Below are 15,843 nucleotides of genomic sequence, written 5' to 3' on the forward strand. Positions count from 1 at the left end.
ATCAGGCGCCCTGTGGCGTCGTCGATGAACACCATGAGGGTACAGCGCGGGCCGCGCACCTCAAACCAGTCATGGGGCGAGCCGTCGATTTGAATGAGCTCCCCCAGGCAGGGGCGGCGTGGACGGCGCTGATGAATGCGGGCTTGCTTGCGTTGCTTGGGCTGCCATAGCCCATCGGCCACCATCCACTGGCGCAGGGTCTCGACCGAGAGATGATGACCATGGCGCTCGGCCAGCTTTTCGCAGGCCAGGGTGGGGCCAAAGTCGGTGTAGTGCGTCTTGACCAAGGCGAGCACCTCCTGGCGTACTGTCTCGGCAATGGCGTTATTGGGACGTCGGCCACGGTGGCCACTGCGTAGCCCTGTCGCCCCATGCTCACGATAGCGGCGAACCAGGCGCTTGACCTGGCGCACGCTCAACCCCAGGCGCTGGGCCGCCTCGGCCTGCCGCAGATGCTTGTTCGCCACCGCCTGAATCATCTCTAGTCGGTCAATTTCTTTGTGACTCATCGTAATGTGCTCCTTCGTCATGCGTGCCCCTCCCGCTTAAATATAAAGGGGACATTTTAGAATTGGACGAAGGGGACATTACTGCTTTGGGCTAACATATCACGCGGTAGTATTTGCCGATTTTCTTGGCTTGTGAAAAAATGCACAGTTATTCGATAAAATAAGAAGACGGTGATTTAAGTGATTGATTGTGACGGTTATCGTCCTAACGTAGGCATTATCCTGTGTAATCAGGAGCGCCAGGTTTTTTGGGCGAAACGTGCCGGTCAGGAGGCCTGGCAGTTTCCCCAAGGCGGTATTCGTCGGCATGAAACCCCGCTGGAGGCGATGTATCGCGAGCTGGAAGAGGAAACGGGGCTGTTGCCGGATCATGTGAAGATGATCGGGCATACCCGCGATTGGCTGCGCTATAAGCTTCCCAAGCATTTGATCCGCCATAGTTCCCATCCGATCTGCATCGGGCAAAAACAAATCTGGTTTATGTTGCGCCTGGTCGGCGATGAGGTGTGTGTCCGCCTGGATACCATTGCCCGTCCGGAGTTTGATTCCTGGCGCTGGGTGGAGTATTGGTATCCGATGCGCGAGGTGGTGTTTTTTAAACGGCATGTCTATCGGCGGGCCTTGCGTGAGTTTGCGCCGCTGATTTTTGATGAACACGAGGTCAAACGTGCGCGTCAGCGGCTTTCGCTGTTTTCCGATACGCAACGGTTTTAGCTCGTGTCAAGACACTCTGAGACTTATCTCATCACGCCTTGCGGCGCTTTCGTGATCCTATTTTATGCTTGATGTATTGCAACGTATCGTTTTGGAGGTCAACTCCGCCGAAAATCTCAATCAGGCCCTGGAGATCATTGTCCGGCGGGTCAAGCTGGCCCTGGATATTGATGTGTGTTCGGTGTATCTGCTGCTGTCTGAGGAAAATCGCCTGGTGTTGCTGGCCTCCGACGGCCTTAATCCCGATTCCATTGGCCGGGTGAAGCTCAATCTGGGTGAGGGCCTGGTGGGGGTGGTGGCGCGCCGTTCCGAGCCGTTGAATCTGGATAATGCCCCGGATCATCCGGCCTATAAGTATTTTCCGGAAACCGGCGAGGAGTGTTACCACGCCTTTTTAGGCGTGCCGATCATCAATGCCCGGCGGATGTTGGGGGTGTTGGTGGTACAACAGCGCGAAGAGCGCCGCTTTCGCAATGAGCATGTGGCCTTTTTAGTTACGTTAGCCGCGCAGCTGGCCGGGGCCATCAGCCATGCCGAGATGATTGGCGAAATTGGCGCCATGCAGACCCAGGCACGCAATGCCCATGTGCAGGTGAAGGGGATTCCCGGCTCCTCGGGCATTGGTATCGGCGTGGGGGTGGTGGCGTATAGCCTGGCAGATCTGGATGCCGTGCCGGATCGCTTGCCAAGCTGCATTGAAACGGAGGTAACGCAGTTTACTCAGGCGGTGGAGGCCGTGCAAAACGAGATGGAGATCATCAAGCAGCGGATGCAGGATAGCTTGCCGGCAGAAGAGCGCTTGCTGTTTGATGCCTATATCATGATGCTGGGCAGTGAAAGCCTGTTTGATCGCACCGTGCAGGGGATTCGTGAGGGCAATAAATGGGCGCAGGCGGCTTTGCGCGATACCATTCGCGAAAATACCCGCAGCTTTGAGGAGATGGATGACCCCTATCTGCGTGAGCGCGCCAGTGATTTGCGGGATCTGGGGCGGCGTATTTTGTCACATTTGCAGGCCCCGCAGCGTACTCCGGAGGATTTTCCCGAACGCACCATCCTGGTCGGTGAAGATCTGACGGCTACGCAGCTCGCCGAGGTTCCGGTGCATCGTTTGGCGGGATTGGTATCATCGCGGGGGACCAGCTCCTCACATGTGGCCATTCTGGCGCGGGCGATGGGTGTACCCGCCGTGATGGGAATGTCGGATCTGCCGGTCACGCGCCTGGAAGGACGGCAGATGATTGTGGATGGCTATTCCGGACGCATTCACATTCAACCGGGACGTGAGTTGCTGGAGGAGTTTCGCCGCCTGGCGCGTGAGGAGCGCCAGCTGTCTGAGGAATTACGCGCCCATTCTCTGGAACCGGCCATGACCTCAGACGGTTTTCGTATCCCGGTGTATGCCAATTCGGGCCTGCTGGCCGATATGGCCCCGTCGTTGCAATCCGGTGCCGACGGTATCGGTTTGTATCGCACTGAAGTGCCGTTCATGATCCGCGACCGCTTCCCCAGCGAAGACGAGCAAACCGAAATTTATCGCGAGATTCTCACCTCGCTGGACCCGCGCCCGGTGACGCTGCGCACCCTGGATGTGGGCGGGGATAAATCGCTGCCGTATTTTCCCGTCAAGGAAGACAATCCCTTTCTGGGCTGGCGCGGTATTCGCATCACCCTGGATCATCCGGAAATTTTTCTGACCCAGCTGCGCGCCATGCTCAGGGCCAGTCAGGGTTTGAGCAATCTGCATATCATGTTCCCCATGGTCAGCTCGGTCAGTGAGCTTAAAGGCGCGCTGGAGCTGTTGGCGCGGGCGCGCGATGAATTGCTGGATGAGCAATTGGCGATTTTGATGCCCAAGACCGGGGTGATGGTCGAGGTGCCCTCGGCGGTCTATCAGGCCGAGGCCCTGGCGCGCCGGGTGGATTTTTTATCGGTGGGCACCAATGACCTGGTGCAATATCTGCTGGCGGTGGATCGTAACAATTCACGGGTTGCGGGGATTTATGACTGCCTGCATCCGGCGGTGTTGCAGGCGATGGTGCAGGCGGCCTGTGGCGCACATCGCGCCGGCAAAACCATCGGCGTATGCGGCGAGATGGCCGCCGATCCGGCAGCGGTATTGCTGTTGCTGGGCATGGAGATGGACTCACTCAGTGTCAGTGTCAGCGCCCTGGCACGAGTGAAATGGGTGATTCGCCATTTTTCACGCGAGCGCACCCAGGAGTTATTGGAGCAGTCGCTGTGTCTGGATGAACCCGCCGCTATCCGCGCCTTGCTCAACAATGCGCTGGTCAAGGCAGGACTGGGAGGACTGGTGCGTGCGGGGATTCATTAAGCGGATGTGCGCATACCCGGCGGGCGGAGACGCTGTATGAATACGCTATCTTCGCTTGCGCTCTCCGATGAAGATTTGACGCAGTGGCTGATCGGGCAAGGGCGATTGCGTCCCAGTGATCTGGAGCGCGCCCGGCGATTAAGCGAGGCCCAGGATTTAAGCATCCCGGCAGTGCTGGTGCGTCTGGGGGTCTGCAGCGAGCGCGATTTGGCACAGGCCCTGGCCACCTTAAGCGGTCTGAGCCTCATTGAAGAGGCCGATTATCCAGACCCGGCCGTGTGCGTGGACGGCTTGGCCTTGCGGTTTTTACAGCAGCATCAGGCCATACCTATCGCCCAGGATGCGCAGCGAGTGCGGCTGGTGATGGGGGATGTGCGCGATCCCTATGTCCACCAGGCGGTCTGGATGGCCACCGGGCTGGAGGTCGAACCCTGTGTCGGTGTGCCTACCGAGATCCGCGCCGCACTTGAGCGCATGGAGGCGCAGATGGGTAAGCCATCAAAGTCTGAAGGCGTGGAAAGCGAGGCCCTGGAGGGCGCGGATGAGGCCGACATCGAGCAGTTGCGCGATATGGCCAGCGAGGCCCCGATCATTCGGCTGGTAAACCAGATTCTGCAACAGGCCGTGGAATTGCGCGCCTCCGATATTCATATCGAGCCTTTTGAACACCGCCTGCGGGTGCGTTTGCGCATTGATGGCATCCTCCAGGAAATCGAGGCACCGCCCGCCCGCTCTACGGCGGCGGTGATTTCGCGGGTGAAAATCATGGCCCGTCTAAACATTGCCGAACGGCGTCTGCCCCAGGATGGGCGTATCAAACTGCGTATTATCGGCAAAGAGCTGGATCTGCGCGTGTCGACAGTGCCGACCCTGTACGGGGAAAGCGTGGTGATGCGCCTGCTGGATAAAGAAAACATTGTGCTGGATTTCAATGTGCTGGGCTTTGAGGGCGATTCCTTGGCGCGTTTTCTGGAGGTCCTGAATTTTCCGCACGGCATTATTCTGGTCACCGGCCCCACCGGCAGCGGCAAAAGTACCAGCCTCTACACTGCCCTGGCGCGCATGAACCGCCCCGAGCGCAAGATCATCACGGTAGAAGATCCGGTTGAATATCAGCTGGATGGCATCAATCAGATCCAGGTCAAACCACAGATCGGCTTAACCTTTGCCAATGCCTTGCGCAGCATCGTGCGCCAGGACCCCGATATCATCATGATCGGCGAAATGCGCGATCTGGAAACCGCACAGATTGCCGTGCAATCGGCGCTGACCGGGCATCTGGTACTGTCTACCCTGCACACCAATGACGCCGCCAGCACAGTAAATCGCTTGCTCGACATGGGCATGGAGGATTATCTGCTGACCACCACGATTAACGGCATTCTCGCACAGCGCTTGCTGCGTCGGCTGTGTGAGCAGTGCAAGCAGGCGCTGCCCGGAATACCTGCCTGGGCGCAAGCGCTACAGCTTGAGCGTTTTGCCTCTGTGGAAGAGCTACGCCTCTATCAGGCGGTGGGTTGCCCTGCCTGCGCCCACACGGGGTATCGCGGGCGGGTGGCGATCATGGAATTTCTCAACATGAATGAAACCATCCGCGCCATGATCATGCGCCGCGCCAGCAGCGAAACGTTGGCCCAACAGGCTTGTCAGGATGGAATGCGCACCCTCTATGAAGACGGCCTGAGCAAGGTCGCGCAAGGGCAAACCACCCTCGATGAAGTATTGCGCGTGACTCAGGACTAAGCCATGCCACGCTACACCTACAAAGCCAGCACTGCCGAGGGTGAGGTAACGGAAGGCCAGCTCGACGCTGAGGCGCTGGACATCGCGGTGCATCAACTGCATCAGGCGGGCCTGATCCCGATTCGCATTGAGCAGGCGGGCACTCGCTGGCGCCTGTCCGCCTTTAAAGGCGGGCAAGGCATCAAGCCCCAGGATATTGCGCTGTTTACCCGTGAATTGGCAACCTTGCTGGAGGCCGGTTTGCCGCTGGACCGCTCCCTGCAATTATTGATTGAGCTGACCGATAACCCGCGCATGACCTCGCTATGTGCCAATATCCTCGAACGGGTGCGCGGAGGGGCTTCACTCTCCGATGCCGTGGAGGCACAAGAGGGGGTATTTTCGCGTTTTTATGTGAATATGCTGCGGGCCGGCGAACTGGGCGGTTCTCTGGCCGAGGTGCTCAACCGTCTCAGTGAGTATCTGGAGCAATCCAAGACGCTGCGTGACAGCGTGATTTCCGCGATGATCTATCCCGCCATTCTGGTCGGTGTCTCCGTGATCTCTGTTCTGGTGCTCTTGACCTTCGTCGTGCCCCATTTCAGCGAACTTTTTGACGATGCCGGGCAGGCCCTGCCACTGAGTACCCAGATCGTGGTCGCCAGCGGCGAGTTCTTGCAAGGTTATGGATGGCTGTTGGCATTACTCACCGGCTTTGCCGTGATGCTGCTGGGGCGGGATTATCGCACTGAGCGGGGGCGGTTGCGGTGGGATGGCTGGTTATTGCACCTGCCCTTATTCGGGGATTTGCTCCGCAAGCTTGAAGCCGCCCGCTTTTGTCATACCCTGGGCACCTTGATCGGCAACGGCGTACCATTAATCAGCGCCCTGGGGATTGTCAAGGAAACCCTGAACAACCGTGTGCTGGGCTTGGCGCTGGCCGAGGTGATGCAAGGTCTGAAACAGGGACAGGGAATGGCCGCCCCTTTGCTGGCAGCCGATGTCTTCCCGCGTCTGGGTGTGCAGATGATTAAGGTCGGTGAAGAAACCGGCGCGCTGGAGTCGATGCTTTTACAGGTTGCCAAGATCTACGACCAGGAAGTCCGCCTCGCCATCAAGCGGATGCTGGCCCTGCTGGAGCCTTTGCTGATCGTCACCCTCGGCCTGGTCATCGCCTTTATCATCATTTCCATCCTGATGGCGATTGTCAGCGTCAACCAGCTGGCATTTTAGGCCAGGCTACCCAGCCCGCTTCGCGCTATATTCGCTGCGCACGACCTGATGGATAAAGCCCAGCTTTTGAATGACGCCGGCAGAGAGCACAAAGGGATAGACATGCTCATGGCCCATACTGCGGTTGAGGCTGTTTAAGGCAAAGGTCAGCGGCAGCCAGTGCTCAATCAGCGGGGTGATATTGGCTTCCCGGTAGGGATCAAAATCATGATGTACCCGCGCCTGCGCACCCGCGCCATTGCCGACGTGGGGGCGCGTACCAATGCCAAACTGCCAAGCAGTTTCCAGCGTGTCAACGATGTGCAGATAATGCGCCCAGGTCTCCGCCCAGTCTTCCCAGGGGTGCATGGCGGCATAGCTGCTGATGAACTGTTCTTGCCAGTTTGCGGGCGCGCCGTACTGGTAATGGCGCTCCAAGGCTTCTGCATAATCCAGCCGCTCATCGCCAAACACGGCGCGAAACTCAGCAAGCCAGGGCGTATCGCGGATCAGCGTATCCCAGTAATAATGCCCTGACTCATGACGAAAATGGCCCAGCAGCGTGCGATAAGGCTCATCGAGCTGCCCCCGCATCCGTTCGCGCTCGGCAGGATCGGCTTCCTTGATATTGATGGTAATCAGCCCATTCTCATGGCCTGTCAGGACTCTGCCGCGCTCGCTAAACAACGGACCGGTATCCGCCAAAAAGTCAAAGGCAAGTCCAGCCCCGCCCGATTCATGAGGCAACACCGGCACACCCAGGCGCAACAGCGTATAGACCAAGCGGCGTTTTTCCGTCTCCAGCGCACGCCACAGCTCCATATTCCCCGCAACGCCAAGATCCGGAATCGTGCGATTAAGCTGACAGGCCGAACAGAAGGCATGATCATCATCCGCCGACACCATCCAGTTACACGCCGCGTGCTGGGCGTAGTTCGTACACATCCAATAGGCCTGCGCCTCGCCATGAGGCCGCCACCGACCATCACCCGTGGCGTCCAAAGACACCAGCTGCAAACGATCATGCAAAAAGCCCAGCGTTGCCCCGCAGCGCGTACAGGCCACATTTTCAAAATATAATCGCTGACCGCAATGGCCACAGCTGAATAAACGCATGGAAAGCCTCTGTTAGCAGGAGAATGCACGGGATGGTGTTTAATGCGTGACTTCCCAGCGGTGGGTGCCATCGGCCAGGGTTTCGCGTTTCCAGAAGGGCGCGTTTTGTTTGAGGTCTTCAAGCATGGAGCGGCAGGCCTCAAAGGCGGCTTCGCGATGCGCCGACCAGGTGGCCAGTAAGACGATGATTTCGCCGGGCTGGATAGTGCCGGTGCGGTGGATGATCAAGGCTTCATGCAAGCGCCAGCGTTTTTGGGCATGGTTGATGAGCTCATCGAGATAGCGCTGGGCCATGGCCGGGTAGCATTCAAGATAGAGGCTGGTGACGCTATCGCCGAGGTTGTGATCGCGCATGGTGCCGACGAAGATGGCATTGGCGCCAAAGCTTCCGGCGGGCAGGCTTTGGGAGATCGCAGCCAGATGGCTCCAGGGGTCAATGGTTGCGGTGGTTAAATGGGCTGGCATGATGTGCTCCTAACCGCCACTGACTGGCGGAAAAAAGGCGATTTCATCGCCATCGCTGACGGGGTCATCCCATTTGGCATATTCCAGATTGCGCGCCACCAGGGTGCTGGCGGGTGGCGGCGTGTCTCCTTGCAGCTGCGTCCAGACGGCGCGCACGGTGTCCACCCCGGCGGCCAGTTCAAGCTGGTCAGTGTCGCGTCCGAGGGTGTCGCGCAGACTGGCAAAATAACGCACGGTAATGCTCATCAACTATCCTCCGGGTCATAGCCAAGATTGGGGGCTAGCCAGCGTTCGGCCTCGCTTAGGCTCATGCCTTTGCGCTGGGCATAGCTGTGTACCTGGTCGCGGTTGAGTTTGCCCACGGTGAAATAGCGCGCCTGTGGGTGGGCAAAATACCAGCCGGATACCGAGGCTGCCGGGTGCATGGCGTAGTGTTCGGTGAGGCTGATCTGGGCCTGCTCATCGGCCATGAGCAAACGCCACAGGGTGGCTTTTTCGGTGTGTTCCGGGCAGGCGGGATAGCCCGGTGCGGGGCGAATGCCTTGATATTCTTCGGCAATCAGCGCCTCGTTGCTTAAATCCTCATCCGGCACATAGCCCCAGAATTCGCGTCGTACCCGCTCGTGGATGCGTTCGGCCAGGGCCTCGGCCAGCCGATCGGCCAGGCTTTTCAATAACAGGGCGCGATAGTCGTCATGGGCTTGCTCAAAGCGCTGTACATGCGCTTCAATGCCAATGCCCGCAGTGACGGCAAAGGCTCCCAGATAATCGGCATGGCCTGTATCCTGTGGGGCGATGAAATCACTCAGGCATAGATTGGGCGCTTCGGCCTTGCGCTGGGTCTGCTGGCGCAGGTGATGCAGGCGTAGCCATTCCTGCTGGCGTGCCGGGTCTTTATACAGGGCGATATCATCATGATCCACGCGCTGCGCGGCAAAAAAACCTAGGACCACCCGCGCCTGTAACCAGCCTTCGTGGATGATCTGTTCCAGCATGGTCTGGGCATCCTGAAACAGGGTGCTGGCCGCCACGCCCATGTCAGGATGTTGCAAAATCTCTGGATAGCGGCCATGCAGTTGCCAGGACTGAAAGAAGGGTGTCCAGTCAATGTAGGGGAGCAGTTCGGCCAGCGGATAGTCCTCAAACCGCAGTAATGCTGATTCCGGGGCCTCGGGATGCGTCCAGCACACCGCCTCCGGGGCTATGTTTGCTGCATTTTCCGGGCTCAGCAGCCGGGGGCGCGTTGGCTGGTAGCTGCTCCAATCAAGAGACCATGCCCGCTCGCGGGCGACGGCCAGGCTCAGCCAGCTTTGCTCGCGCTGGCGCTGTTCGTATTGCTCGCGCACCTGCACGTATTCACTGCGGATTTTTTCCTGATAGGCACCGCGCAATTCCGGGCTTAACAGGCTTTGCGCCACGCCGACCGCCCGGGAGGCATCTTTGACCCATACACAGGGGCCTTGATAATGCGGCGCGATTTTAACGGCGGTATGTGCCCGCGAGGTGGTTGCGCCACCGATCAACAAAGGAATCTCAAAGCCTAGGCGCTGCATCTCACTGGCCAGATGCACCATTTCATCCAGCGAGGGGGTAATCAGCCCTGACAGGCCGATGATGTCAACCTGCTGTGCCTTGGCCTGATCGAGGATTTTTTGTGCGGGCACCATCACGCCCAGATCAATGACCTCAAAGTTATTACATTGCAACACCACGCCGACGATGTTTTTGCCGATGTCGTGGACATCGCCTTTGACCGTGGCCATCAGGATGCGCCCCTGCTTTTGCGCGCCCTGCGAGCGGTCGGCCTCAATGTAGGGAATCAGGTGGGCCACGGCTTTTTTCATGACCCGCGCCGATTTCACCACCTGCGGCAGAAACATCTTGCCCGCCCCGAACAAATCGCCCACCACGTTCATGCCGTCCATCAACGGCCCTTCGATGACCTGAATCGGGTGTCCGGCTTCCAGACGGGCGGCCTCGGTATCGGCCACCACATAGGTGTCAACACCTTTGACCAGGGCATGTTCCAGGCGTTTGGCCACTGGCCAGTCACGCCAGCTGAGGTCTTCGGTGCGGGTTTCGGTACCGCTGCTGCGGTATTGCTGAGCCAGTTCCAGCAGGCGCTCGGTGGCCTCGGGATGGCGATTGAGAATGACATCCTCAACGGCACTGCGCAACTGCGGCTGAATTTCGTCATACACCGCCAGCTGACCGGCGTTGACAATGCCCATCGACAAGCCGGCGCGAATTGCGTGGTACAAAAAGACCGCATGAATGGCCTCGCGCACGGCGTCGTTGCCGCGAAAGGCAAAGGAGATATTGGATACCCCGCCGGAAATCAGCGCATGGGGCAGGGTTTTGCGAATGGCGGCGGTGGCCTCGATGAAATCCACCGCATAGCGGTTATGTTCCTCAATGCCGGTCGCCACCGCAAAGATATTCGGGTCAAAGATGATGTCTTCTGCGGGAAAATCGGCCTGCTCGGTGAGAATGCGATAGGCGCGGCTGCAGATCTCGATTTTGCGCTCGCGGGTATCGGCCTGCCCCTGTTCATCAAAGGCCATCACCACCACCGCCGCCCCATAGCGGCGCAGCAGTTGGGCCTGCGCGATAAACTGCGCCTCGCCTTCCTTGAGCGAGATGGAATTGACAATGCCCTTGCCCTGAATCCGTTTAAGCCCGGCCTCGATAACCTCCCATTTGGAGGAGTCGATCATGATCGGCACTCGGGAAATGTCCGGCTCAGCCGCCACCAGATTCAAGAAACGCTCCATCGCTGCCTGGGTATCGAGCATTCCTTCATCCATATTGATGTCGATGATCTGCGCGCCGTTGGTCACCTGGCTGGCGGCCACTTCCAGGGCCGTGGCGTAATCGCCGTCCTTGATCAGGCGCTTGAAGCGGGCGCTGCCGGTGACATTGGTGCGCTCGCCGACATTCACAAACAGGTTGTTGTGATAGATGTTGAGCGGTTCCAGCCCCGCCAGACGACAGGCCGGCGGGCGCACGGGGATGGTGCGCGGCGCATGAATCACCACGGCATCGCGGATGGCGCGGATATGTTCAGGGGTCGTGCCGCAGCAGCCGCCGACGATATTGAGAAAGCCCTCCCGCGCCCAGTCGGCAATCTCGGTGGCCATCTGTTCCGGCGAGAGATCATAGCCCCCAAAGGCATTGGGCAGGCCGGCGTTAGGATGGGCCGAGACCATGCAATCGCTGATGCGCGAGAGCTCTTCCACATAGGGGCGCAACTCCAAAGGCCCCAGCGCACAGTTCAGACCGAAGGCCAGGGGCCGGGCATGGCGCAGGCTGTTCCAGAAGGCCTCGGTGGTCTGCCCCGAGAGGGTGCGCCCGGAGGCATCGGTGATGGTGCCGGAGATCATGACCGGCACGCGCCGCCCCCACTGCACAAACAGCCCCTCCAGGGCAAAGACCGCCGCCTTGGCATTGAGGGTGTCAAACACCGTTTCAATCATCAGGATGTCAGCGCCCCCTTCGACCAGGGCGGTCGCGGCTTGCTGATAAATCGCCACCAGATCATCAAAATAGACGTTGCGAAAGCCCGGATCATTGACATCTGGCGAGATGCTGGCGGTGCGACTGGTCGGCCCTAATACCCCGGCAACGAAACGCGGCTGATGCGGGTTGTGCGCGGTCCATTCATCCGCCACTGCCCGCGCCAGCCGTGCCGCCTCGCGGTTAAGCTCAACCACCAGATCTTCCATGGCGTAATCAGCCATACTGATGCGCGTGGCGTTGAAGCTGTTGGTTTCAATGATGTCAGCCCCGGCTTCAAGGTATTTGGCATGAATCTCCCGGATGATTTCCGGGCGACTGAGCACCAGCAGATCATTATTGCCCTTGAGATCGCACGGCCAGTCAGCGAAGCGTTCGCCGCGATAATCGGCCTCACTGAGCGAGTAGCGCTGAATCATGGTGCCCATCGCGCCATCAAGCAACAAAATGCGGCGGGCGGCGTGTTCTTTGAAAAGTTGGAGACGGTCAGGAAGATCCATGATAAGCGAGGTCTATGAGGTTGTTATCGTTGATATGGCGGTTAGCAATTAGAGGAGCGCCGAGTTGCACTCGGCAATGAAGCCGCAGGCTTCGCGTGATGGCCAGTCGGGATGAAAAGGAAATCCCCTATCCCGACCAGCCGAGTACAACTCGGCGATCCAGATGATGCCGCCACGTATCAAATTTCCGCAGGGCCCAGGCCGATGGTGTTGTAGCCGGCGTCCACATACAGGATTTCACCCGTAATCCCCGAGGCCAGGTCTGAACACAAGAAGGCTCCGGCATTGCCGACATCTTCTATGGTGACGTTGCGCCGCAAGGGGGCGTTGTTTTCCACATGATCGAGGATCTTGCGAAAATCGCCGATGCCCGCAGCGGCCAAGGTGCGAATCGGCCCGGCAGAGACGGCGTTCACACGAATGCCCTCCGGCCCAAGGGTATAGGCCAGATAGCGCACATTGGCTTCCAGACTGGCCTTGGCCAGACCCATGACATTGTAATTAGGCATGGAGCGCATCGCGCCCAAATAGCTTAGGGTGAGAATGGAGCCGTGCCGCCCCTGCATCATGGGCCGTGCCGCCTTGGCCAACGCGGCCAAGCTGTAGGAGCTGATGTCGTGGGCAATCTTGAAGCCCTCGCGGCTGATATTTTGCAAAAAATCGCCTTCCAGCTCTTCTTTGGGGGCAAAGGCCACCGAATGCACCAGAATATCCAGCCCGTCCCAGCTTTTGCCCAGCTGCGCAAAGACCGTCTCAATTTCGGCGTCGTTTTCTACATTACACGGCAAAACCAGATTGCTGCCGCATTCCGCCGCCAGTTTTTCCACCCGTTCCTTGAGCCGATCATTCTGGTAGGTAAAGGCCAGCTCAGCCCCTTCGCGTTGCATGGCCTTGGCCAAGCCAAAGGCAATGGAGCGGTTACTGGCCACACCAACGATCAGGGCGCGTTTTTTATCAAGAAAACTCATGATGTCGTGATTCCTGCGAAATATTAAGGGGCTTGCGCCCAGGGTTAACAGTTAAAAAGTATCGCCAGCAAGGCAACGTCTTAACGGCCAAAACCAAGCACCGGGATGGCCAGCAAAAACACCGCCGCGCTGATGATCACGGTGGCGGCGATGCTTAAGCGGTAGCCCGCCCGCACCATATCCGGAACGGTGATGCGCTCGCTGCTGAACACAATGGCATTGGGGGGGGTAGCCACCGGGAGCATGAAGGCGCACGAGGCCGCCAGCGCCACGGGAATGGCCAAGAGCAGCGGATGCTCGCCCAAGGTTACGGCCAGCGCGGCGGTCAACGGCAACAAGGTCGCGGCGGTTGCGGTGTTGCTGGTGACATGGCTCAATAACATGGTAATGACCACCACCGTGCCGACCAATAGCCATGAGGGCAAAGCCCCCAGCCCACCCATTGCTGCAGCGATATACGCCGACAGACCGCTGCCGTCAATAGCCGCGCCCAGACTCAAGCCCCCACCCACCAAGACCAAAACCCCCCAGGGGAGATGTTTGGTGGATTCCCAGTCCAGCAAAAAGCGCTGTTGGCGGAACTGGTTAGCCGGAATCAAAAACAGCAACAAGGCCCCCATGATGGCAATCCCGGCATCGGATAAGGTCAGGCCGGGCAGGAGTTTTTCCAGCAAGGGGCGGAAAATCCACGCCAGCGCCACCAGTAAGAAAACCATACCGACCCGCCATTCAGCCCGCGAAGGCGGCCCCAGATCGGCGCGCTGGCGCTCCAAAAGCGGCTTGATGCCTTCAATATTGCGCCGGGAGACGGGAAAGGCCCAGCGGGTCAGCACCAGCCACGCCAACAGCATCATCAGGCTGGCGATGGGCAGGCCGACCAGCATCCACTGGGCAAACCCGATGTGAACGTCATAGTTTTCCGCCATATAGCCCGCCAGCAAGGCATTGGGCGGCGTTCCAATAAGGGTCGCCATGCCGCCGATGTTGGCCGCAAAGGCAATGCCCAGCAACAAGGCCAGGGCAAAGTTTTGATTATTGGTGGGGTCGTCCTCGCGGGATTCTAGCAATAACAGCACGGAAATGCTGATCGGCAGCATGAGCGCAGCGGTGGCGGTGTTGCTGACCCACATGCTCAGAAAGCCGGTCGCCAGCATGAAACCGGCCACCAGAAAATGCAGCTTTTGTCCGGCAAAGCGCAGAATAAACAGGGCTATGCGTCGATGCAGATCCCAGCGCTGAATCGCCAGGGCAATCAAAAAACCGCCCAGAAACAAAAAGATCAGCGGATTGGCATACGGTGCAGCGGCAACGCTGATAGAAACCACCCCCAGCGGCGGCAGCAAAGCCACCGGCAACAACGCTGTCACCGGAATGGGCACCGCTTCAGTCACCCACCACACCGCCATCAGCGCCGTCAGCGCCGCCACACGCCAGGCAGAAAGTTCCATACCTGCAGGCGGCTCGGTCAACAGCAGCAGCAAAAATAGGCATGGGCCTAAAATCAGGCCAATGCGCATCCGCCAGTTGGCGCTCGGGGAATCTTCACGTAGCTTGCTGATTTTTTTATCCATGGTCATTAAAGCCTGGCGGCGTGTCTCAGGCCAACATCCGACGAGAACGCACCGCCTCGGCAAAACGGTATAACAGGGATTGGGTATCTTCCCAGCTCATGCAGGCATCAGTGATGCTCTGGCCATATTCCAGCGGTTTATCCGCCACCACATCCTGCCGGCCCGCTTTAAGATGGCTTTCCAGCATGATGCCAAAGATGCGCGATTCGCCCTGGGCGATTTGCTCGGCAACCTCATGCGCGACCTCAACCTGGCGCTTATGATCCTTGCAGCTGTTGGCATGGCTGCAATCCACCATCAAGCGCGCCGGCAGACCGGCAGACCGCAGCTTTTGGGCCGCCATGTCGATATGCTGGGCGTCATAGTTGGGGGTACGGCCACCGCGCAAGATGAGATGACAGTCTTCATTGCCCGCCGTGGAGAAAATGGCCGAGCGCCCTTCCTTGGTCACAGACAGGAAATGATGCGCATGGGCGGCCGAGCGAATGGCATCAATGGCAATCTGCAAGGTGCCGTCGGTGCTGTTTTTAAAGCCCACCGGACAGGAAAGCCCGGAGGCCAGTTCACGATGCACCTGACTTTCGGTGGTACGCGCGCCAATCGCCCCCCAGGCAATCAGATCCGCGATATATTGCGGGCTGACCAGATCCAGGTACTCCGTGCCCACCGGCAGGCCACGTTCCGCCATATCCAGCAACAGCCCGCGCGCCAGCCGCAGCCCCTTATTGATATTAAAGCTCCCGTCAAGCTCCGGGTCGTTGATGAGCCCCTTCCAGCCGATGATGGTGCGTGGCTTTTCAAAATACACCCGCATGACAATGTGCAGATCGTCAAGCAATTCCTCACGCAGGGTGCGCAGGCGACGCGCATAGTCGTGGGCGGCCTCGACATCGTGAATGGAGCACGGCCCGGCGACAATCAGCAGGCGATCATCCTGGCCTTCCAGGATGTTATGAATGGCCTCGCGAGCCTCAAACACGGTTTTGGCGGCGGCTTCGGTGATGGGCAGTTCGTTATGAACCACCACAGGCGATGAAACCTCGCGGATTTCCAGAATACGGGTATCTTCTGTGCGATGATGCATGAGTTCTTCGTCTTGGTTGGTCTAAAGTGTCATCAGTTTGCGCGGGAAACCCCGGCCGCAAGGCCAAGGAGGGATAGCGCAGCACGCAAAGCGTGCTCCTGTTCCCGACGCCTCCTCTGTAGTGGGTTGTT

At 58.8% G+C, this 15,843-nt stretch carries 12 protein-coding genes; 4 read left to right on the forward strand and 8 right to left on the reverse strand.

Annotated features, from left to right (window positions below; translation table 11 throughout):
• Positions 1–530: helix-turn-helix domain-containing protein (locus tag THISIDRAFT_RS00375; RefSeq protein WP_221913922.1), on the reverse strand; the 530-nt coding region annotated here is incomplete at its 3' end.
• Between the two features lie 159 nt (positions 531–689).
• Here THISIDRAFT_RS00375 and THISIDRAFT_RS00380 point away from each other — a divergent pair.
• From THISIDRAFT_RS00380 to THISIDRAFT_RS00395, 4 genes are all read left to right on the forward strand, one after another.
• Positions 690–1,223, forward strand: a complete 534-nt coding sequence (locus THISIDRAFT_RS00380; protein ID WP_006787767.1) for an RNA pyrophosphohydrolase — start codon at positions 690–692, stop codon at positions 1,221–1,223.
• A gap of 64 nt (positions 1,224–1,287) precedes the next feature.
• Positions 1,288–3,558 carry a phosphoenolpyruvate--protein phosphotransferase gene (gene ptsP, locus THISIDRAFT_RS00385; protein ID WP_006787766.1) on the forward strand — a complete coding sequence of 757 codons (2,271 nt, stop codon included), beginning with the start codon at positions 1,288–1,290 and terminating at the stop codon, positions 3,556–3,558.
• A 36-nt stretch (positions 3,559–3,594) separates the two neighbouring features.
• Positions 3,595–5,301 carry a type II secretion system ATPase GspE gene (gene gspE / locus THISIDRAFT_RS00390; RefSeq protein WP_006787765.1) on the forward strand — a complete coding sequence of 569 codons (1,707 nt, stop codon included), beginning with the start codon at positions 3,595–3,597 and terminating at the stop codon, positions 5,299–5,301.
• Between the two features lie 3 nt (positions 5,302–5,304).
• A complete protein-coding gene (locus THISIDRAFT_RS00395; RefSeq protein WP_006787764.1) occupies positions 5,305–6,513 on the forward strand; it encodes a type II secretion system F family protein in 1,209 nt (402 codons plus the stop codon).
• A 6-nt stretch (positions 6,514–6,519) separates the two neighbouring features.
• Here the strand turns inward: THISIDRAFT_RS00395 and THISIDRAFT_RS00400 are convergent, their stop codons facing one another.
• From THISIDRAFT_RS00400 to THISIDRAFT_RS00430, 7 genes are all read right to left on the reverse strand, one after another.
• Positions 6,520–7,608, reverse strand: coding sequence for a zinc-binding metallopeptidase family protein (locus THISIDRAFT_RS00400; RefSeq protein ID WP_006787763.1), 1,089 nt, complete (start codon positions 7,606–7,608; stop codon positions 6,520–6,522).
• Positions 7,609–7,647: 39 nt separating this feature from the next.
• The gene (locus THISIDRAFT_RS00405; protein WP_006787762.1) at positions 7,648–8,073 is read right to left on the reverse strand and encodes a molybdenum cofactor biosynthesis protein MoaE; all 426 of its coding nucleotides are present in this window, start codon (positions 8,071–8,073) and stop codon (positions 7,648–7,650) included.
• Between the two features lie 9 nt (positions 8,074–8,082).
• Positions 8,083–8,319 (reverse strand): molybdopterin converting factor subunit 1, encoded by a 237-nt coding sequence (gene moaD / locus THISIDRAFT_RS00410; RefSeq protein WP_006787761.1) that lies wholly within the window; start codon positions 8,317–8,319, stop codon positions 8,083–8,085.
• On the reverse strand, positions 8,319–12,089 hold the full coding sequence (gene metH, locus THISIDRAFT_RS00415) for a methionine synthase (RefSeq protein ID WP_006787760.1): 3,771 nt from the start codon (positions 12,087–12,089) through the stop codon (positions 8,319–8,321). The genes moaD and metH overlap by 1 nt, the downstream gene beginning before the upstream one ends.
• A 179-nt stretch (positions 12,090–12,268) precedes the next feature.
• Positions 12,269–13,057: an enoyl-ACP reductase FabI gene (locus tag THISIDRAFT_RS00420; RefSeq protein ID WP_006787759.1), complete on the reverse strand. Its 789-nt coding sequence runs from the start codon at positions 13,055–13,057 to the stop codon at positions 12,269–12,271.
• Between the two features lie 80 nt (positions 13,058–13,137).
• Positions 13,138–14,634: an SLC13 family permease gene (locus THISIDRAFT_RS00425; RefSeq protein ID WP_006787758.1), complete on the reverse strand. Its 1,497-nt coding sequence runs from the start codon at positions 14,632–14,634 to the stop codon at positions 13,138–13,140.
• 19 nt (positions 14,635–14,653) lie between these two features.
• Positions 14,654–15,712 carry a 3-deoxy-7-phosphoheptulonate synthase gene (locus THISIDRAFT_RS00430; RefSeq protein WP_006787757.1) on the reverse strand — a complete coding sequence of 353 codons (1,059 nt, stop codon included), beginning with the start codon at positions 15,710–15,712 and terminating at the stop codon, positions 14,654–14,656.
• Positions 15,713–15,843 lie beyond the last annotated feature (131 nt).

It is taken from the genome of Thiorhodospira sibirica ATCC 700588, from assembly GCF_000227725.2.
GTDB lineage: Bacteria > Pseudomonadota > Gammaproteobacteria > Ectothiorhodospirales > Ectothiorhodospiraceae > Thiorhodospira > Thiorhodospira sibirica.